The sequence below is a fragment of the Paenibacillus crassostreae genome (genome assembly GCF_001857945.1).
Taxonomy (GTDB): Bacteria; Bacillota; Bacilli; order Paenibacillales; family Paenibacillaceae; genus Paenibacillus_AQ; species Paenibacillus_AQ crassostreae.
Window position 1 is genome coordinate 4,325,403 of sequence record NZ_CP017770.1, and the last position, 20,096, is coordinate 4,345,498.

General features: G+C 39.9%; 18 protein-coding genes. All 18 read left to right on the forward strand.

Features of this window, described 5'->3' with window-relative positions:
* Nucleotides 1-4: 4 nt before the first annotated feature.
* The 18 genes from rbfA (at nucleotide 5) to LPB68_RS20150 (ending at nucleotide 20,036) form a co-directional block, all read left to right on the forward strand.
* Nucleotides 5-352: a 30S ribosome-binding factor RbfA gene (gene rbfA, locus LPB68_RS20065; protein WP_068655659.1), complete on the forward strand. Its 348-nt coding sequence runs from the start codon at nucleotides 5-7 to the stop codon at nucleotides 350-352.
* A gap of 30 nt (nucleotides 353-382) precedes the next feature.
* On the forward strand, nucleotides 383-1,360 hold the full coding sequence (locus LPB68_RS20070) for a DHH family phosphoesterase (protein ID WP_068655656.1): 978 nt from the start codon (nucleotides 383-385) through the stop codon (nucleotides 1,358-1,360).
* Nucleotides 1,357-2,268 (forward strand): tRNA pseudouridine(55) synthase TruB, encoded by a 912-nt coding sequence (truB, locus tag LPB68_RS20075; protein WP_068655654.1) that lies wholly within the window; start codon nucleotides 1,357-1,359, stop codon nucleotides 2,266-2,268. Before LPB68_RS20070 ends, truB begins: the two co-directional genes overlap by 4 nt.
* A gap of 65 nt (nucleotides 2,269-2,333) precedes the next feature.
* On the forward strand, nucleotides 2,334-3,275 hold the full coding sequence (locus tag LPB68_RS20080) for a bifunctional riboflavin kinase/FAD synthetase (protein ID WP_068655652.1): 942 nt from the start codon (nucleotides 2,334-2,336) through the stop codon (nucleotides 3,273-3,275).
* 154 nt (nucleotides 3,276-3,429) lie between these two features.
* Nucleotides 3,430-3,699 carry a 30S ribosomal protein S15 gene (gene rpsO / locus LPB68_RS20085; protein ID WP_068655650.1) on the forward strand — a complete coding sequence of 90 codons (270 nt, stop codon included), beginning with the start codon at nucleotides 3,430-3,432 and terminating at the stop codon, nucleotides 3,697-3,699.
* A 145-nt stretch (nucleotides 3,700-3,844) separates the two neighbouring features.
* On the forward strand, nucleotides 3,845-5,929 hold the full coding sequence (gene pnp, locus LPB68_RS20090) for a polyribonucleotide nucleotidyltransferase (protein ID WP_068655649.1): 2,085 nt from the start codon (nucleotides 3,845-3,847) through the stop codon (nucleotides 5,927-5,929).
* 168 nt (nucleotides 5,930-6,097) lie between these two features.
* The gene (locus LPB68_RS20095) at nucleotides 6,098-7,090 is read left to right on the forward strand and encodes a polysaccharide deacetylase family protein (RefSeq protein WP_068656651.1); all 993 of its coding nucleotides are present in this window, start codon (nucleotides 6,098-6,100) and stop codon (nucleotides 7,088-7,090) included.
* Nucleotides 7,091-7,224: 134 nt separating this feature from the next.
* Nucleotides 7,225-8,493: a M16 family metallopeptidase gene (locus LPB68_RS20100; RefSeq protein ID WP_068655648.1), complete on the forward strand. Its 1,269-nt coding sequence runs from the start codon at nucleotides 7,225-7,227 to the stop codon at nucleotides 8,491-8,493.
* Nucleotides 8,468-8,914 (forward strand): dUTP diphosphatase, encoded by a 447-nt coding sequence (gene dut / locus LPB68_RS20105; RefSeq protein ID WP_198402114.1) that lies wholly within the window; start codon nucleotides 8,468-8,470, stop codon nucleotides 8,912-8,914. Before LPB68_RS20100 ends, dut begins: the two co-directional genes overlap by 26 nt.
* Before the next feature lie 146 nt (nucleotides 8,915-9,060).
* Entirely contained in the window at nucleotides 9,061-9,957 is an 897-nt protein-coding gene (gene dpsA / locus LPB68_RS20110) for a dipicolinate synthase subunit DpsA (RefSeq protein ID WP_068655644.1), read from the forward strand.
* Nucleotides 9,957-10,553, forward strand: a complete 597-nt coding sequence (locus LPB68_RS20115) for a dipicolinate synthase subunit B (protein WP_068655642.1) — start codon at nucleotides 9,957-9,959, stop codon at nucleotides 10,551-10,553. Before dpsA ends, LPB68_RS20115 begins: the two co-directional genes overlap by 1 nt.
* 77 nt (nucleotides 10,554-10,630) lie before the next feature.
* Nucleotides 10,631-11,677 carry an aspartate-semialdehyde dehydrogenase gene (locus LPB68_RS20120; RefSeq protein ID WP_068655640.1) on the forward strand — a complete coding sequence of 349 codons (1,047 nt, stop codon included), beginning with the start codon at nucleotides 10,631-10,633 and terminating at the stop codon, nucleotides 11,675-11,677.
* 26 nt (nucleotides 11,678-11,703) lie between these two features.
* Entirely contained in the window at nucleotides 11,704-12,921 is a 1,218-nt protein-coding gene (gene dapG, locus LPB68_RS20125) for an aspartate kinase (RefSeq protein ID WP_068655638.1), read from the forward strand.
* Nucleotides 12,922-13,053: 132 nt separating this feature from the next.
* Nucleotides 13,054-13,935: a 4-hydroxy-tetrahydrodipicolinate synthase gene (gene dapA, locus LPB68_RS20130; RefSeq protein WP_068655636.1), complete on the forward strand. Its 882-nt coding sequence runs from the start codon at nucleotides 13,054-13,056 to the stop codon at nucleotides 13,933-13,935.
* Nucleotides 13,936-14,191: 256 nt separating this feature from the next.
* Nucleotides 14,192-15,871: a ribonuclease J gene (locus LPB68_RS20135; protein WP_068655634.1), complete on the forward strand. Its 1,680-nt coding sequence runs from the start codon at nucleotides 14,192-14,194 to the stop codon at nucleotides 15,869-15,871.
* A 425-nt stretch (nucleotides 15,872-16,296) separates the two neighbouring features.
* Nucleotides 16,297-17,058 (forward strand): ClpP family protease, encoded by a 762-nt coding sequence (locus LPB68_RS20140; protein ID WP_068655632.1) that lies wholly within the window; start codon nucleotides 16,297-16,299, stop codon nucleotides 17,056-17,058.
* A complete protein-coding gene (locus LPB68_RS20145) occupies nucleotides 17,058-17,300 on the forward strand; it encodes a YlzJ-like family protein (protein ID WP_068655630.1) in 243 nt (80 codons plus the stop codon). The genes LPB68_RS20140 and LPB68_RS20145 overlap by 1 nt, the downstream gene beginning before the upstream one ends.
* 57 nt (nucleotides 17,301-17,357) lie before the next feature.
* A complete protein-coding gene (locus LPB68_RS20150; RefSeq protein WP_068655629.1) occupies nucleotides 17,358-20,036 on the forward strand; it encodes an FtsK/SpoIIIE family DNA translocase in 2,679 nt (892 codons plus the stop codon).
* Nucleotides 20,037-20,096: the final 60 nt, after the last annotated feature.

Sequence of the window (20,096 nt, forward strand, 5' to 3'; positions counted from 1 at the left end):
AAATATGGCAAAAATCCGTACAGGGCGTGTTAGTGAGCAGATTAAGAAAGAATTGAGTGTGCTCATTCAAAGCGAACTGAAGGATCCTCGGATTGGCTTCGTAACTGTAACTGGGGTCGAAGTTCCGAATGATCTTGCTCAAGCAAAAGTGTATCTTAGCGTACTTGGTGATGAAGAGCAGAAGAAGAAGACCCTTGTTGCACTAGATAAGGCAAATGGATTTCTTCGTTCAGAGCTTGGTAAACGAATTCGTTTTCGGCATACACCAGAGCTATTCTTTAAAATTGACGAATCAATTGAATATGGTAGTCACATTGAGAAGCTGCTAGGTGAAATTGAGAAGAACCAATAAGCTTTAATGATGGTTTAAAAGGAGACAGCAATGCAGACCTATGAACAATCACTTGAAGTTGCAAAAGAATTTTTGCTCAAACATGATGATTTTCTTGTAGTGTCGCATGTTCAACCAGACGGAGATGCAGTCAGTTCCACGGTAGCTGTGGGCTGGCTTCTCTCATGTCTAGGGAAGAAATTCACTCTTATAAATGAAGGTCATATTCCGCAGCGTATGAAATACCTTATGCTAAGTGATAAGATCATCAACATGGAAATGAATCCACCAGATCGCATGTTTAAGCATGTGATTTGTGTGGATTGTGCTGATTTTCAAAGGGTTGGGTTAACGAAGCATTTTTTTGCCACGGATGCCCAAATCCTAAATGTGGATCATCATCCAACCAATGATGGTTATGGACATGTAAATTTGATTAAGAGTGATGCAGCGGCAACAGCGGAAATATTATATGATTTGATTAATAAATTCTCTGTGGAATGGACGCAAGCCTCTGCCACAGCTATATATACAGGAATACTTACGGACACGGGAGGATTTCGATATTCCAATACGACTCCCAAAGTCATGGGGATGGCTTCTGAATTACTCAGTTATGGTGTGAATGGTCCGATGCTATCTGAGAACTTATTAGAAGAAATGACTCCCTCTCAGATGAAAGTATTGATTAAGGCTTTGAGTACGCTTGAAATGTCAGCTGATGGTCGAATTAGTTGGGTTTATATTACACCTGAACATATGGTGGAATGTGAAGCAGTTAATGAAGATTTAGAAGGCATAGTAAACTACCCTCGTAATATACGAGGCGTAGAAGTAGGGATTCTCTTCAAAGTCATCGATAATAATGCTGTGAAAGTAAGTCTCCGCTCATCTGGAAGTGTTGATGTTGGGGCATTGGCTCAATCCTTTGGTGGAGGCGGTCATGCTCGTGCAGCAGGATGTCGAATGGAAGGGACTTTAGAACAGATAATTTCACAAGTTCTTAAGCAGGTGAATCAATTATTATGAGTGAACTCGAAGGTATATTAGCTGTATATAAGCCAGCAGGTTTTACTTCTCACGATGTGGTAGCGAAGGTACGTCGTATTTTGAAAATGAAACGAATTGGACATACAGGAACACTTGATCCTCAAGTCACAGGTGTTCTCCCATTGTGTCTAGGACGCGCTACACGCGTGGTTGAATACATGCAAGAACTACCCAAGGAATACATTGCTACCATGAGACTTGGGTTGGCTACAGACACAGAGGATTTGACGGGTCGGATTATTGAGCAAGTGGATTCCGTCTCTATTTCTAAGGAAGAGGTAGAGAAGGTATTAATTACATTCCAAGGTACTATTTCTCAAGTCCCCCCTATGTACTCTGCTGTGAAAGTAGATGGCAAAAGATTATATGAGCTGGCTAGAGAAGGTAAGACAGTGGAGCGCAAGAGTCGAGAAGTAACCATCTATGAAATTGTAATGACTAATAGCTCATGGGATGGAATTCATCCTGAGCTTACCTTTCGTGCACTGTGTTCAAAAGGAACCTATATCCGGACACTATGTGTTGATATTGGACGGGCTTTAGGGCTACCTTCAGTCATGGTTAAGCTTGAGCGAACGAAATCAGCGGGAATTAATGCAGAACATTGCTTAAGTTTTGATGATATTCAACGCTATATGGATGAAGGAACACTACATTCACATTTGATTCCTGTAGATCAGGCAATACCCCACTTATCTGCACATACGGTATCTGAGGACAAGACCAATGCAGCGATCCAAGGGCAAAGGCTCTCATATAAATCGGTTAGCCCAGAGGTGACTGGAGATGAGCCAATTCGTCTCTATGATCATGAACATAGATTTCTAGGTATATTTCAACGGCAACAAGAGACAGGCGCTATCGCTCCTATAAAAGTCTTCTTGTAAAAATCCACTATGTAGTAACAGCAATTAGAATCAGGTTATCTAACGGAATTGCAGGTGAGAAAGTAGTGAAGACGGTTTTTTTATCATATCCCTTATCATCTGAAATGCTACTTGAGAGGGAATCTAAACAAGTCGTTGCTATAGGGCAGTTTGATGGAATTCATCTAGGACACATCAGTGTAATTTCTAATGCTATAGCTTTGGCCAAGGAAAAAGAACTACCTTCTGCGGTGGTAACCTTTAATCCACATCCCAAAGAAGTGATGGGTAAGGGGAATTATGAAGGGTATTTAACCCCTCTACGAGATAAACAGGAATTACTTGCAGATATGGGAATTGACACGTTGTATGTCGCTCAGTTTGATGAAGAATTCTCACGGGTTAGTCCACAAGATTTCTTTACAGATGTACTTCTTCCACTTGATATTGATACAGTTGTTGTTGGTTTCGACTTCCGGTTTGGCTACTTGGGGGCTGGAGATGTAGTTATGCTACGTGAATTGGGTAGTGGCAACATGAATGTGGAAGTTGCTCCACCTTATCTACTTGATGGTGAGAAGGTAAGCAGTTCAAGTATTCGTAGAGCGCTTCAATCTGGTGATTTACAGTCTGCTAATCATTTGTTTGGTAGGAATTATAAGATCAGAGGCATTGTTATTGATGGGGAAAAAAGAGGTCGCACCATTGGGTTTCCGACTGCGAATCTAAAACTAGATGATCGTTATGTGATCCCTGCAAAAGGGGTATATGCTGTTCGTGCATATGTTCATCAAAAATGGATTCCAGGTGTTATGAATGTAGGGGTTAAACCTACTTTTCATGACAATGTTATTGCTCCAAGTTATGAAGTTCATCTATTTCATTTCAACGAGAATGTGTACGGTGAGCATTTAACAGTAGAGCTTGTCCATTTCCTACGCGAAGAGCGTAGATTCCCATCAATACAGGAATTGATTGAACAGATTCAGGCAGATGCCAAGCAGGCCGAAGAGTTGTTAATGTCTTAAGTATGAGTTATGAATAGGACATTTACTTTCTATAGACAGGTATGCTATACTAGGTAACGTCTTAGAGACAAAGTAGTATAACCTTAGCTTGGTTGCTCGATCTCACCAACGGTAACGAGGCTAGTGGCGATTATAATTGAAGGAGGTGAATAGGATGGCATTAACTCAAGAACGTAAACACCAATTGATCGAAGAGCACAGAACTCATGAGTCCGATACTGGATCACCAGAGGTGCAAATAGCTATCCTTACGGAGAACATTACGAACCTGATTAGCCATTTCCAGGCACACAAGAAGGATCATCATTCTCGTCGTGGATTGTTGAAGATGGTTGGACAACGTCGTAAGTTGTTGAAGTATCTGAAGAATAAGGATGTTAGACGTTACAGTACTTTGATTGAAAAACTCGGATTGCGTCGCTAATAATCCAATAATGTTACAAAATACAGCCTGGTTGTTCACCGTATGTCCTTTTAGGAGTGACAGCGGTGCAACCGGGTTGCTTTTTATGTAATAATATAGGATTATCAATAATAACAGAATAAGAATTTAAAAAAGGAGGGATTTCATGGAAAAACGTGTTGAAATGCAATTAGGTGGAAGAACCCTTGTCTTGGAGACTGGACGTTTCGCCAAGCAGGCGAATGCAGCAGTTATGGTTCACTACGGAGAAACAGTAGTTCTATGTACAGTAACTGCTTCAAACGAACCGAAGGATTTAGATTTCTTCCCACTTACGGTGAATTATGAGGAAAGACTATATGCAGTAGGTAAAATTCCAGGTGGATTTATTAAACGTGAAGGTAGACCTAGCGAGAAAGCAATTCTTTCTAGTCGTTTAACGGACCGTCCTATTCGTCCATTATTCCCTGAAGGTTTCCGTAATGATGTTCAAGTAGCTAATCTGGTCATGAGTGTAGATCAAGATTGTGCGCCTGATATCGCTGCAATGATCGGAACTTCTGCGGCGTTAAGTATCTCTGATGTGCCTTTTAGTGGACCGATCGGTGGTGTTGCTGTTGGTCGTATAGGTGGAAAGTTTATCATCAATCCGAACGTGGCAGATCAAGAAACTAGTGATCTATATCTGGTAGTTGCTGGTACGAAAGATGCTATTATGATGGTCGAAGCAGAAGGTAATGAAGTGCCAGAAGAGGATATGCTTGAAGCTATTATGTTTGGTCATGATGAAATCAAGAAGATTGTAGCAACGATTGAAGAACTTGTTGCACAAGCTGGAAAACCTAAGATGGCAGTTAAACTTCATGCGGTCGATGCTAACGTGAATGTTGCTGTTCGGGAATTTGCAGCTGCATCATTAAAAGAAGCTGTTAAAGTTTCAGAGAAACATGCACGTCAGGATGCGATTGACAAGATCAATGAGGAAACGGTAACTTACTTTGAACAAAAGTACATAGAAACCCCGGAACTCATGAAAGACGTTAAGGAAATCCTCCATGACATTGTGAAGGAAGAAGTAAGACGCCTAATCACACATGAAAAAGTACGTCCAGATGGACGGAAATTGGATGAAATTCGTCCAATTGAATGTGATACTAATATTCTTCCACGTACACACGGTACAGGATTGTTTACACGTGGACAAACGCAAGCACTTAGCATTTGTACATTAGGTGCGCTTGGAGATGTCCAGATCCTCGATGGGATTGACCCACAAGAATCTAAACGGTTCATGCATCACTACAATTTCCCACCATTCAGCGTAGGTGAAGCACGTCCTTTACGTCCGCCTGGTCGTCGTGAAATTGGACATGGTGCACTTGGTGAACGAGCTATGGCTAAAGTTCTTCCTTCAGAGGTTGAGTTTCCATATGCAATTCGTCTCGTTTCTGAAGTTCTTGAATCTAATGGTTCAACTTCACAAGCAAGTATTTGTGCAGGTATTCTTGCAATGATGGATGCCGGTGTTCCAATCAAAGCTCCAGTAGCTGGAGTAGCCATGGGATTGATTAAAGATGGAGATCATGTATCCATTTTGTCAGATATTCAAGGTATGGAAGATCATTTAGGAGATATGGACTTTAAAGTTGCAGGTACAGCGCAGGGTGTTACGGCTATTCAGATGGATATTAAGATCGATGGAATTGACCGTGAAATTCTGCAGGACGCTTTAAACCAAGCTAAAGAAGGACGTATGTTCATCTTAGGCAAAATGAATGAAGCGATTGCTCAACCGAGAACTAGTCTATCTCAATATGCACCGAAAATTATGACATTGAATATTAATCCAGAACGGATTCGTGATGTTATAGGAGCAGGTGGTAAAATCATTAATAAGATTATTGAAGAAACTGGTGTTAAGATCGATATTGAACAAGATGGACGAGTATTCATTGCTTCAACAAATGAAGAAATGAATCAAAAAGCACGTTCTATTATCGAAGGCATTGTTCGCCAAGTTGAAGTAGGCGAAATTTATGTGGGTACTGTAAAACGCATTGAGAAATTCGGTGCATTTGTTGAGATTCTTCCGAATAAGGAAGGTTTAGTCCACATTTCACAACTTTCAACTGAACGTGTAGCTAAAGTGGAAGATATCATTGCTATTGGTGATTCAATTACGGTTAAAGTAACTGAAATTGATCAACAGGGACGTATAAATTTGTCTCGCAAGGCCACTCTAACCGTTTAAGAGGATATTTTAATCAACTTGATATGATCTAATCTAAAAAGAGACAGATGCTTTATATTCTGGCTCTTTTTTTAAATATTAAGAAAGTATAAGCATCATATTCATATTCATATTCCTAAACTTCATCTCATATGATGGGACAAAGGTGATAGGGAGATGAAATATTTCATGAATACGAGAAAATTTGCTCTTCTTCTTGCGTGTTTCACGATCGTTCTGGGCCTAGGGCAATTGGAAAGCGTAAAGCAGTTCATAGGTGCATCAAGTGATGATACACTTTCACAAGTATTTTTTCAAAGAGGAAACGATAATCCTGAGAATGATCCCATATACCGTGAGATTAAGGAAAAGGCGATGGATAAGAGGATTGAACCCATAGACGCTATGATAGACCGAGTGTGGAAAACAATCCCAGGCTACAACGGATTGGAAGTGGATGTCGATGAGACCTATAAACAAACCAAAGCTAAGGGGAATAACGACACAGCAATTACATATGTTTATCGTCAATTAGCACCAAAGATTGGTCTAGATGATCTTGATGTACAACCTATATATCGTGGTAACCAACTTAAGCCAATGGTATCCTTAATGATTAATGTGGCTTGGGGTAATGAATATATCATTCCTATGTTAAATACATTGGATAAGGAAGATGTGAAGGCTACCTTCTTTTTTGATGGGAAATGGTTGAATAGTAATATTGAAGTTGCCAAGGAAATTCAAAAAAGAGGTCATGAACTAAGTAATCACGCATATTCACATCTTAATATGAGTCAGTTAAGCGAGGAAAAGGCTACTTCAGAAATAAGCAAAACACAGGAAATATTGAAAGATGAATTAGGACAAGAACCTAAATGGTTCGCTCCTCCTTCGGGTGATTTCGATAGTGATACAGTTAGAATTGCTAAGTCGCAAGGGATGAAGATTGTTCTGTGGACATTGGATACAGTAGATTGGAGGCAACCCTCTCCACAATCCATTGTAAGTAAAATAGCTGACAAAGTAGAACCGGGATTTCTGATTCTAATGCATCCAACATCCTCCTCCTCGGAAGCATTGCAAGGAATGATTAAAGCTATCAAAAATAAAGGATTGCAGCTAGGGACAGTAAGTCAAACGCTATCTTCCGAACGAATAGTAGAGGGTATAGTTGAGTGAACGCTATTTTTTTGGTAGGATAGAGAATACGTTTATGTTGAATCAATTTCATAATCGCCTATATAGGTTTGCGTAATTATGAAATTGATTCGTTATTAAGATGATCTAATGCTTCATATTAGGAGGGCCTTCGAATGGAAAGAATAAAGCTTACTAACGGCCTAAGAGTAGTGATGGAGAAAATACCAACGTCACGATCTATATCCTTCGGGATTTGGGTGAAAACAGGTTCGAGAAATGAGAATATAATTAACAATGGCGTCTCTCACTTCATTGAACATATGCTTTTTAAAGGAACAGAACGATTTAATGCAAAAGATATTGCTGAACAATTCGATGCCATCGGAGGCAATTTAAATGCATTTACATCAAAAGAATACACCTGTTATTATGCAAAAGTTCTAGATGAGCATTTTCCAATCGCTGTAGATGTACTTGCGGATATGTTCTTCCGATCTAATATAGATGAACAAGAGTTATCTAAAGAGAAGAATGTTATACTCGAGGAAATCTCCATGTATGAGGATACCCCGGATGATATTGTTCATGATTTAATGGCAAAAGCTGTTTATGGCGAGCACCCGCTGGCATATCCTATTTTAGGTACCAAAGAGCAGTTGGAAGCGATGAATTCATCACATCTGAAAGCTTATATGGCGGATCATTATACGGTTGAGAATACAGTACTTAGTGTAGCGGGAAACATTGATGAACATATGGTAGAATTATTAGAACGTCAATTTGGTGGATTTAATAATCATGGCAGTGATCATGGAATAACTGTACCTAAATTTCACAGTAACGTTCTATTTCATAAAAAGAAAACGGAACAAAACCACATTTGTATATCATTCCCGGGCTGTTCTCTTGATGATAAAAAACAATATGCGATGGTGTTGTTAAATAATTCCATCGGCGGTGGAATGAGCTCTCGTCTGTTCCAGGAAATTCGTGAGAGTCGTGGGTTAGCTTATGCTGTTTATTCATACCACAGCGCCCATGCGGATAATGGTATGTTCACTATCTATGCAGGTACTGCCCCTAAGCAGACTAAAGAGGTGATGGACCTAACCAAACAGGTGCTATTCGATCTCGCAACAAAGGGACTTAGTGAAGATGAATTACGTAAAGGTAAGGAACAATTAAAGGGTAGTCTCATCCTAAGTTTGGAAGGTACGGGTAGCCGTATGAATCGACTTGGAAAAAATGAGTTGATGTTAGGGAAACATTATACTTTAGACGAAATGATAGCTAATATTGACAACATATCTATGGATGATGTGGATTCTATACTTGATTTGATGTTCAGCGAACTGTATTCTGTAGCCATGGTAGGTGGCTCTGATCGAGGTATATCAGACATAAGGGGCGATGATTTTGTTACATTACGTTCAAATAAATAGACTTTCTGGGAATGAAGATATTAAGCTTCCTGAGAAAATGTCTCGACTTGCTTCGGGGTATGATTTGTATGCAGCTGTGGAAGATGATATCATCCTGCAACCTGGTGATCGAAAACTAATTCCAACTGGTTATGCGATTGCTATGCCTGAAGGTCTTGAAGCTCAAATACGTCCACGAAGTGGATTAGCACTTAAGCACGGAATAACGTGTTTGAACACACCAGGCACGATAGATGCGGATTATCGCGGGGAAATAAAAGTTCTTTTAATTAATTTGGGCTCAGAACCTTTTACAATTGTAAGAAATGAACGGGTTGCTCAGATGGTATTCCAAACAGTACCTGAAGTAGAATGGCAAATTGTTAGTGAACTATCAGAAACAGTTCGCGGTACAGGTGGATTTGGACACACTGGTAAGTAAAACAAATGAAGCTTACGTAATGCCTTTTGGAGGCTTACGTAAGCTTTTTTTTTCTTTTCTCTAATGAAATCCGCTACATCTTTCACCCCTGTTTAGGCTGTCGCATATTATGCGATATAAAGGAATTGGGGAAGGAGCACATCCTGATGCTGACTGGAGTTAGAGTTGTGTTCATAGGTGGGGATGCGAGACAGATTGAGGTAATACAGAAATGCTCTCAGAAGGATGCATTAGTCACTATTGTTGGATTTGATGATCTTGCTGAGAAGTTAGAGGATATCCCCCAAGAAGGATTATCTTCAACGTTATTAGCGACAGCTAATGTTATTGTGCTACCCGTCATAGGTTGTGATGCTGAGGGAAAGATTATGACGTTATTCTCTTCTGCACCTTTACAGCTGTTGGAAGAACATTTTGCTGCTATATCGCAAGATTGTACGGTGTATACAGGAATCGCAAAGCCATATTTAAGAGAAATGTGTGCACAATTTAAAATTAATCTTGTAGAACTGCTAAACCGAGATGATGTGGCAATCTATAATTCTATACCTACAGCAGAAGGTGCCATAATGATGGCCATTCAACATACTGACTTTACGATACATGGATCAAATTGTATGGTTCTTGGAATGGGAAGAACAGGATTTACAATGGCAAGAAGTCTTCAGGGATTGGGAGCAAAGGTATCGGTAGGAGTACGCTCTGAAGAACACTTTGCAAGAGCGAGTGAAATGGGCTGGGAGCCTTTTATGACAAGGGATTTGGGGCGAAAAGTAGGCAATGTCAACTTGCTTTTTAATACGATACCGACTATGATAGTCACAGCGCAAATTCTGTCACAAATGCCCCCAAATGCAGTCATAATTGACCTTGCTTCAGCCCCGGGTGGGTGTGATTTCCGCTATGCGGAGAAGCGGGGCATTAAGGCGTTACTTGCCCCTGGTCTACCTGGTATTGTTGCTCCCAAAACGGCTGGAATTATCATTGCTAATGCATTGGTACGGTTGATTTCAGAGGATATCAGGATGCGGGGGGATCAATAATGAAATGGCAGGGGAAGACGGTTGGGTATGCATTAACTGGATCTCATTGTACGTTAGAAGAAGTTATGATACAAGTTTTACGTTTCGTAAATGCAGGTGCTAATGTGGTGCCCATAGTGTCAAATACGGTTCTAAATACGGATACTCGCTTTGGATCGTCTGAAAATTGGTTAAAACAGTTGAAAGATATAACAGGTAATGATATTATTTCTACAATTGTGGGTGCGGAACCACTAGGACCTTCAAAATTATTAGATGTTCTAGTCATTGGACCTTGTACGGGTACTACGACTAGTAAGTTAGCGAATGCTATGACGGATACTCCGGTGTTAATGGCGGCTAAAGCCCAGATGAGAAATGGTCGTCCATTGGTTCTTGCTATTTCAACTAATGATGGTTTAGGTTTGAACGCGGCGAATATTGCGAAACTGTTGGTAACAAAGAACATTTATTTTGTTCCCTTTGGTCAGGATAATCCACAGCAAAAACCTAACTCTCTCGTAGCAAAAATGGATCTTATTCCGGAGACTTGCTTCGCTGCACTACATGGAGAGCAGCTACAACCTATGATTATCGAACACGTTCATTCATCGTAAGCACTTATTTTTAAGGACGGCATAGCCGGTTCTACTTACTAGAAATTGTTATAATTAGATAAGGGGAGATACAACAAATGAGCAATCAAAAATTTAATGTCGCAGTTGTAGGTGCTACTGGAGCAGTGGGAGAACAGATTATTGGATTATTGGAGAAACGTGATTTTCCAATTTCAAAGTTGAAGTTGCTTTCATCTGCACGCTCAGCTGGTACCGTCATTAAGTTTAAAGGTCAAGATATAGTAGTGGAAGAAGCTACCCCTGATAGTTTTGCAGGAATTGATATTGCTTTGTTTAGCGCAGGTGGAGATGTAAGTAAGGAGTTTGCTCCACATGCTGTTCGACATGGTGCAGTATGTATTGATAATACGAACGCTTATCGGATGGATCCAAACACACCATTGGTAGTACCAGAAGTGAATCCTGAAATGATTGAGGAGCATGTCGGTATTATTGCGAATCCGAATTGTTCTACAATTCAAATGGTAGCTGCATTGAAACCATTGCAAGATGCTTATGGTATTTCACGAGTTATCGTATCAACATATCAGGCTGTATCTGGAGCGGGAAGTAAAGCCATTGAAGAACTTGTTCGTCAAAGTAAAGAGGTACTAGATGATCATGAAGTTGAACCTCAGATTCTTCCTGTTGGCGCACTACCTGTAAAACACCAGATCGCTTTTAATGTAATCCCTCAAATTGATAAATTCCAAGATAATGGTTATACATTGGAAGAAATGAAAATGGTTAATGAAACGAAAAAGATCATGAAAGATGAAACGATTAATGTGACTGCAACTTGTGTTCGTGTTCCTGTTGTTTATGGTCATTCTGAATCTGTATATGTGGAATTGAAGGAAGAATACAATTTAGATGCGGTAAGAAAGCTTCTTGAAAATTCTCCTGGAATTACTGTAGTAGATGATCCTACAGTGCAAGCGTACCCATTAGCTACGGATGCTGCTGGTAAACCGGATGTATTTGTTGGACGTTTACGTCGGGATTTAGGACATTCTAAAGGATTGAATATGTGGATCGTGTCCGACAATCTCATGAAAGGTGCAGCATGGAATGCTGTGCAAATTGCTGAGATTATCGCCTCTAAACATTCCGTACACGCATAAGGCAATCATAATATGGAGGAATGGGAATGCGTATCTTAGTTCAAAAATTTGGTGGTACATCTTTATCATCACCAAAAGCTAGAGAATTGGTTATCTCTCATATCAGAAGAGAGCTAAATGAGAATTATAATATAGTTGTCGTAGTCTCAGCTATGGGGCGTCGTGGAGAACCATACGCGACGGATACATTGCTTGAATGGATTGCTACGAATGGGAACGCACTACCAGCACGGGAAAAGGATTTACTGCTGTGCTGTGGTGAAATCATTTCTGCAACTACTTTATGTAGCTTATTGGAAAGTGCCGGGATTTCTTCAACTGTTCTTACTGGTGCACAGGCAGGCTTTGAGACGGATGATCAATATGGGAATGCTCGTATTGTAAATGTTCGTCCCGAGCGAATTATTGAAGAATTCAAGGATCATAAAGTTATTATTGTTACTGGTTTTCAAGGGCAGACGATTTCTGGAGATTTCACTACTCTGGGAAGAGGCGGTAGTGATACAACGGCTACAGCATTGGGTGCTGCTCTTCATGCAGAAATGGTTGATATCTATACGGATGTGAATGGAGTGTTGACAGCAGATCCACGAATTGTGGAAGATGCTAGACCCTTAACTCATGTTAGTTATGCTGAAATATGCAATATGGCTTATCAAGGTGCGAAGGTTATCCATCCTCGTGCAGTAGAGATTGCAATGCAAGCTCAAATCCCAGTGCGGATTCGTTCAACATTCTCAGAGAATGAAGGAACCTTAGTAACCCATCCAGAAGGGATTCGTGATGTTCAGACTGGCGTTCTAGACCGTTTGGTAACTGGGATTGCTTATGTCAGCAATGTCACTCAAATAACGGTTGATTGTGGTAATGATTCTAATAATCTGCAGTTAAAAGTATTTAAATCTATGGCAGAGAATTCCATTAGTGTTGATTTTATAAATGTTACACCAACAGGTGCAGTGTATACTGTATTTGATCAGGATTCGGAGCGGGCTATTACGTCACTTCAAGCATTGGGACTCAGACCGAAGAGTTTAGCAGGATGTGCTAAAGTGTCTGTCATCGGTGGCGGCATTAATGGTGTGCCAGGAATTATGGCAAAGATCGTGGAATCATTAAGCGAACAGAATATACAAATATTGCAGTCGGCTGATTCCAATACAACCATTTGGGTGCTTGTGAAGAAGGAAGATATGGTTCAATCCTTACGGTCACTTCATAGCAAATTTGAGTTGAATAGGTAATGCGGATGGATCAATAAATATAGAGAATATATGTGAACTTCTCTAAAGGTGGCTTACGAAGTAAGTTTTCTACGAAAACTCAGTATATGCTTACGAAGTAAGTTTTCTACGAAAACTCATAGGAGGATCTGTATGGAATTTGGAAGATTAATTACAGCGATGGTAACCCCATTTGATGAACGTGGTCAGATTAATTGGGATGAAACTGCCAGACTAATAGATTATTTAATTCTAGATCAAAAATCAGATTCTTTGGTTATCGGAGGTACAACAGGAGAATCCCCAACCCTGAGCGATCAAGAGAAGTTAGAATTATTCCGATTTGCTATTGATAAAGCTAATAATCGTTGTAAGATCATTGCGGGAACGGGAAGCAATAATACAGCTCATTCTATTTATTTGACACAAGAGGCAGAAAAGCTTGGTGTTGATGGACTCTTGTTGGTCGTTCCTTACTACAATAAGCCAAGCCAAGAAGGGATGTTCCGCCATTTTGAAGCTATAGCTCAAAGTACAGAACTTCCTATTATAGTATATAACGTTCCAAGTCGAACGATGTCGAGTTTATCGGTAAAGACAACGCTTCGTTTAGCAAATATTCCGAATATTGTAGGGACGAAAGAATGTGCTTCTCTGGAGCATGTTACTCTCGTAGCTACATCTGCTCCAGCAGATTTTAAAGTATACACAGGTGATGATTCTGTAACACTTCCAGCATTGGCAGTAGGAGCATATGGAGTTATTAGTGTTGCGGCACATGTCGTGGGCTCATCTATGAAGGATATGATTGATTCCTTTAATCAGGGCGATGTAAGAGAGGCAACCGCACTCCATCAGAAATTATTCCCTATCTTTAAAGGGCTATTTGATTGTCCAGATCCACTCCCTAATCCTGCAGCTATTAAGTATGCACTGCAGCTATTGGGACATGATGTTGGAGAACCACGCCTTCCGATTATTCCACCAAATGAGGATGAGATGAAGTTTATAAAAGAACTTATAGCAGTAATTTAATTTATTGCATAATAATTAGGGGATCAAATACGTATTCCTAGACACGAAACGAGCCTTAGATGCGATTCTAGAGGCTCGTTTTTCTTTAACTATTTTGTTCTCCGGAAAAGGAAGGTTGATACATAAGTGGTTGATGACTTGTTTTTTCGCTTTTTAATCATGTATAATGAGAATAAGTGACTGGGTGCGGTATATTTTGAAATATAATATAAATAATGGTGCACGTCCAAAACCATACAAGGAGGGTAAGATTCAATTGTCTAAGAAACTAAATAACGATAAATTGACGATATTTGCTTTGGGCGGCGTCGGTGAAATCGGTAAAAATATGTATGTTATACAATATGCAAACGATATTATCGTAGTGGATTCTGGGTTGAAGTTTCCAGAAGAGGATATGCTCGGAATCGATATAGTTATTCCAGATATTTCATATTTAACTGAGAACCGTGATAAAGTGAGAGGTATTTTGCTAACGCATGGTCATGAAGATCATATTGGCGGATTACCTTACGTGTTGAAACACCTGAATGTTCCTGTATACGGAACTAAGCTTACATTAGGACTGGTGGAGAATAAGTTAAAAGAAGCAAATTTACTTGGTGAAACGAAGAGGATTCTGATTGATGAGAATTCAGAGCTTCAAATTGGTTCGACAATGAAAGCGACATTCTTCAGTACTAACCACAGTATTCCAGATTCTGTAGGTATTTGTATCGCAACACCAGAGGGAAATGTTGTTCATACTGGTGACTTTAAATTTGATCACACACCTGTAAATGGACAATTTGCAGATCTTCAGAAAATGGCTGCAATTGGACAAGAAGGTGTTCTTGCGCTTCTTTCAGATAGTACGAATGCAGAGAAACCAGGGTTTACACCATCAGAACGTAATGTAGGTGTAGTACTTGAAGATATATTCCGTAAAGCTTCTCAACGGGTTGTTATTGCAACATTCGCATCAAATGTACACCGTATTCAGCAAGTAGTTAATGCTGCTGAAGCAACGGGGCGTAAGATTACAGTTATTGGTCGAAGTATGGTGAATGTAGTATCCATCGCTTCAGATCTTGGTTACTTAATTATACCTGATGGTATGTTGATTGAACCGGAAGAAGTAAACAAGATGGCAGCTGATCGAGTTGTTATTTTATGTACAGGAAGTCAAGGAGAGCCAATGTCTGCATTAACACGTATGGCTCGATCTACACATCGTAAAGTAGATATACTACCTGGTGATACTGTTATAATTGCTGCTACTCCAGTTCCTGGTAATGAAAAATATGTAGGGCGTACGATTGATGAATTGTTTAAACTTGGTGCTGATGTCATTTATAGCGGTTCCAATCCTGGCGTTCACGTATCTGGTCATGGTAGTCAGGAAGAGTTGAAATTAATGCTAAATCTGATGAAACCTAAGTTCTTCATTCCAATTCATGGAGAATTCCGTATGCAACGTCGTCACGCCTTATTAGCAGAATCTGTAGGTGTTGAACGCGAGAACATCTTTATTACTGAACTTGGTGAGATTGTTGAAATTGTAAACGGATCAGCTCGTAAAGCCGGTAAAGTAACAGCTGGTAACGTACTCATTGATGGTCTAGGCGTAGGTGATGTGGGTAACATCGTTCTACGTGATCGTAAATTACTTTCACAAGACGGTATTCTAGTTGTTGTTGTCACACTAAGTAAACAAGATGGTACGATCATGTCAGGACCTGATATTATCTCAAGAGGATTCGTATATGTACGCGAATCTGAAGGTCTTCTGGATGAAGCGAACCGGATTGTATCCAGTACACTTCAGAAGTTAATGAGTGAGAAAGTAAATGAATGGGCTTCTCTAAAGACAGGTGTTAAGGATGTATTGGGACGTTTCTTGTATGAACAAACACGTCGTAGACCTATGATCCTACCGATTATTATGGAAGTATAATGAATAATAAATAGACGGCTATAAAGCAAGCACACAGTCGCCCCTACTCTGCAGGTAATATTGGACGGTTCCCTGCGGAATAGGGGCATTTTATGCTTTTTTTTTTAAAATATAAGAATGTATAAGTTTCACTTGAATCAATTTCATAATCGCCGATGCAGCTAAATCGGGTTGCGTAATTATGAAATTGATTCTTGAACCTCTATTTCTTATATTTCGGCAGAGACGGATACCCTAAAATGATATGAAGTATCGCTAACATTGGAAGGATAAACTCCTTGAAAAAGGACGGCATAGCCGGTTCTGATTGATATTTTCATTTTTCGAGACAGATTGTGTTGGCACATAGTATAAATAGGGTCGCTTTACTACCATACTAGTTAAAAGTAGTTAATAGATGTATGGTGAAAGGAAGATGACCTAATATGGTAAAACCAGTGAACCGTGAAGAAGATGGAAACAAGTCTAATGAGCATTTGGAGACAGAGATAGCAGATGTAAAAAAGGATGCGCAGGTAGTGAATAGCATACAACAATTGGGACAAACAGCTGTTCCAAGTAATGAATCCAATATTTTTTGTATGACGATTATTGGGCAAATTGAAGGCCATCTGATGTTGCCCCCACAGAATAAAACGACGAAATATGAACATATCATCCCGCAACTTGTGGCTGCAGAACAGAGTGAAGAGATTCAAGGTATTGTTATTGTACTTAATACAGTGGGCGGGGATGTAGAAGCAGGACTTGCCATTGCAGAAATGATAGCGTCTTTAACTAAGCCTACCGTAACCGTTGTGATTGGTGGTGGCCATAGTATTGGCGTTCCGATTGCTGTTGCGTCGACATATTCTATCATTGCTGAAAGTGCAACGATGACTATACATCCGATTCGACTAAATGGTCTAATTATTGGCGTTCAGCAAACATTCGAGTATATGGAAAAAATGCAGGAGAGAGTTGTTCAATTTGTAACTTCTCACTCGAGAGTTTCAGAAGAAAGATTCAAAGAACTCATGTTTAGAACAGGTGAGTTGAACCGGGACATAGGAACGGCAGTGGGTGGAAAAGATGCTGTTAAATATGGATTAATGGATGAGATTGGGGGCATTGGGCTTGCACTTGCTAAATTGAAGTCACTTATAAATGAGCAGCAGGAAACGTTACAAGTAGGGAGGCTGCAATAATGACTCTATACACCATAATACCTATGGATGTCATATGGGAAGGAAGCTTTAAAGAACCTGAGAAGACACTTGATCTTGTTGTCGGGAAAGGTTTAATGCAAGTGATGCCTATTGATCATGGAAGTGCTCAGATTGTTAGACTGATTGGATGTCCGTTAGACTATTATTTGAATCCAGTGTATGCTCCTGGTCAAATTATTCGTTACGTTCCGGTGTTACAAAATGAGTCTTTGGACGGATAAACAGAACATAGGTACCCACGGAGAACTATGGTATAATATGGACCGGGGGTGAATCTTGTGGCCAAAAGAAGAAAAAAGAAGAAGGCTATATTGAGTAGCATACTCAAATATGAAATATATGGGATTATCCTTATAACACTATCTGTTATTGCTTTATCTGGTGAGGCTACAGTGGGTTGGTCCTTGTCCAAAATGTTTGGACTCATATTAGGTAAATTTTATTTTGTGGTTCCACTTGTGGGGATCTATTATGGTTTAATGGCAATGATCAATCGGAAATGGCCTAATCGTTGGAATTCACGTAAAAGTGGAGTATTGCTCCTAGTGCTAGCTTTTACATTAATGGCGAGCATATCAAGCTTAGAACAAAAGTTAGCTCCTATATCCAATTTGAGCAGTGGAACCATCTTTAGTCAGGCGAAATTGGATTTACATGGAGAGTTATTGACACCCTCTATTGATAATAAAAACTCGATGATGGATAAAGATATAGGTGGGGGATATGTAGGTGCAATACAATATTCAGCTCTTTTCTGGTTATTTGGAAATATGGGCGCTAAGTTATTGCGTATTGTGATGTTTATTATCAGTTTCATGCTGATTACCAACTTATCCTATGTAGAATTGGTACGAATTGTCCGTACAAGGGTGATGAAAGTCGGTTCTTATGTACATAAGAAATTAAGCATGCGTCAACATCCGGCAGGGAACGGCTCTACAAAGGTGAAATCCATACCGGAACGAAATAGACAACTTCTTCCAGGTGATGAAGATGATGATGACTTTGATGTAGATATTTTGCCAAAGGTCAAACGGAATGCGCCTGTATTCTTTCAATTATTTGGTGGGAAAACAGAGAAGAAGGAAGATTCCAACATTGAAGTGGATACGGATGATATGTTGGATGATTCCGGCGTAATTGAATTCGATAAACGTAAAAATAGAGCGCGTAAAGTTGTGGATCGTGCTCAACAAGATAATAAATTTAGCAAGGACTCAGATCGTGCCTTATTAGATGATGAGCTACTTCAAAGTGAACATTCCGTTACAACTACTCCGATTATTCGTGACTTCTTTGAACATGTGAAATCTGAAGGGATTAGTGATGACGATGACCTGGAAGAAGCTTTTACAGGTCAGGAAGTAGCTGATCTGAAGGACGCGATAATGAAGTCACATGAACAAGTCGCTGTAGATCAGGCTTCAGAGCAAGGTCAAGGTATTGGAGGGAAAGTGCCAGTACAATCAGGTGATGATGCTACGAGTGAAGAGGATGTTGAGCTCACACTTGTGAATATTGCACCACCACCGAAACCGTATATCTTACCACCATTCCGATTGTTAGGTAAACCTAATAATGGGGGTAAAGCAGGTGATCAGAATGATTATATGCAGACAGCTCGTAAGCTTGAAGCAACACTGGAAAGCTTCGGTGTACGTGCTAAAGTGTTGGAAGTTGTTCGTGGACCAGCAGTCACTCGATATGAAATACAACCTGATATTGGGGTGAAAGTGAGTAGGATCGTATCGTTAACAGATGATATTGCATTGGCTCTTGCTGCTAAAGATATTCGTATGGAAGCTCCAATCCCAGGGAAATCTGCGATAGGGATTGAAGTTCCCAATAATGAAGTATCCATAGTTACTATGCGTGAAGTGATGGAAACAACTATTTTTCAGGAGGCAGAATCGAAGTTATCTGTTGCATTTGGTAGGGATATATCGGGACAGACGATTGTTGGTAACCTTGCGAAGATGCCCCATCTCCTTGTCGCAGGTGCTACAGGATCGGGTAAGTCAGTTTGTATTAACGGTATTATAACTAGTATTCTATATAAAGCTAAACCAGACGAAGTTAAATTTCTAATGGTTGATCCTAAGATGGTTGAATTGAATGTATACAATGGGATTCCACATCTATTGGCACCTGTTGTTACCAATCCTAAACGTGCTTCCTTGGCGCTGAAAAAAATAGTCGTTGAAATGGAGAAGCGTTATGAACTATTCTCTAAATCGGGAACACGTAATATTGAAGGATATAATAAATTAATGCAGAGCAATTTGCCTGCTGTACTGCCTTATATTGTTGTAATAGTAGACGAGCTTGCCGATTTAATGATGGTGGCAGCTAATGATGTAGAAGAAGCTATTACACGACTAGCACAAATGGCCCGGGCTGCTGGGATCCACCTTATTATTGCTACACAACGCCCTTCTGTAGATGTTATTACTGGTGTGATCAAGGCTAATATTCCTTCGAGAATTGCCTTCGGGGTTTCTTCTAATGTCGATTCTCGTACGATTCTGGATATGGCTGGTGCGGAGAAACTTCTTGGACGTGGTGACATGTTATTCATGCCTATGGGTTCATCTAAACCTATACGTGTGCAAGGTGCTTATTTAACAGATCAAGAAGTAGAGAATATTGTTGATTTTGTCCGTGATCAAGGGCAAGCAGAATATGATGAATCCCTTGTTCCTGAGATTGATGAATCAGCAACAAATGATGGTGAAGTACTTGATGAGTTGTATGATCAAGCTGTACAAGTCATTCTTGAAGCTAAACAGGCTTCAGTCTCTCTGTTACAACGGAGAATGCGAGTTGGATATACTCGTGCAGCTCGACTTATTGATTCGATGGAAGCTCGTGGAGTTATCGGTCCTTACGAAGGAAGTAAGCCTAGGGAAGTACTTGTATCGATGGAACAGTATCAACAGAATAGAATAAGTTCTTAATTTGAGAAGAGTCTCTTTTACACGGAGGCTCTTTTCTTTGGTATAGATAATAATAGTGAA

Excerpts from the sequence above, each read along its gene's own strand:
- dapG (WP_068655638.1), top strand. The coding sequence starts at position 11,704 with ATGCGTATCTTAGTTCAAAAATTTGGTGGTACATCTTTATCATCACCA.
- LPB68_RS20115 (WP_068655642.1), top strand. The coding sequence starts at position 9,957 with ATGAAATGGCAGGGGAAGACGGTTGGGTATGCATTAACTGGATCTCAT.
- dapA (WP_068655636.1), top strand. The coding sequence starts at position 13,054 with ATGGAATTTGGAAGATTAATTACAGCGATGGTAACCCCATTTGATGAA.
- LPB68_RS20100 (WP_068655648.1), top strand. The coding sequence starts at position 7,225 with ATGGAAAGAATAAAGCTTACTAACGGCCTAAGAGTAGTGATGGAGAAA.
- LPB68_RS20070 (WP_068655656.1), top strand. The coding sequence starts at position 383 with ATGCAGACCTATGAACAATCACTTGAAGTTGCAAAAGAATTTTTGCTC.
- rbfA (WP_068655659.1), top strand. The coding sequence starts at position 5 with ATGGCAAAAATCCGTACAGGGCGTGTTAGTGAGCAGATTAAGAAAGAA.
- rpsO (WP_068655650.1), top strand. The coding sequence starts at position 3,430 with ATGGCATTAACTCAAGAACGTAAACACCAATTGATCGAAGAGCACAGA.
- LPB68_RS20145 (WP_068655630.1), top strand. The coding sequence starts at position 17,058 with ATGACTCTATACACCATAATACCTATGGATGTCATATGGGAAGGAAGC.
- truB (WP_068655654.1), top strand. The coding sequence starts at position 1,357 with ATGAGTGAACTCGAAGGTATATTAGCTGTATATAAGCCAGCAGGTTTT.
- pnp (WP_068655649.1), top strand. The coding sequence starts at position 3,845 with ATGGAAAAACGTGTTGAAATGCAATTAGGTGGAAGAACCCTTGTCTTG.
- dpsA (WP_068655644.1), top strand. The coding sequence starts at position 9,061 with ATGCTGACTGGAGTTAGAGTTGTGTTCATAGGTGGGGATGCGAGACAG.
- LPB68_RS20095 (WP_068656651.1), top strand. The coding sequence starts at position 6,098 with ATGAATACGAGAAAATTTGCTCTTCTTCTTGCGTGTTTCACGATCGTT.
- LPB68_RS20140 (WP_068655632.1), top strand. The coding sequence starts at position 16,297 with ATGGTAAAACCAGTGAACCGTGAAGAAGATGGAAACAAGTCTAATGAG.
- LPB68_RS20120 (WP_068655640.1), top strand. The coding sequence starts at position 10,631 with ATGAGCAATCAAAAATTTAATGTCGCAGTTGTAGGTGCTACTGGAGCA.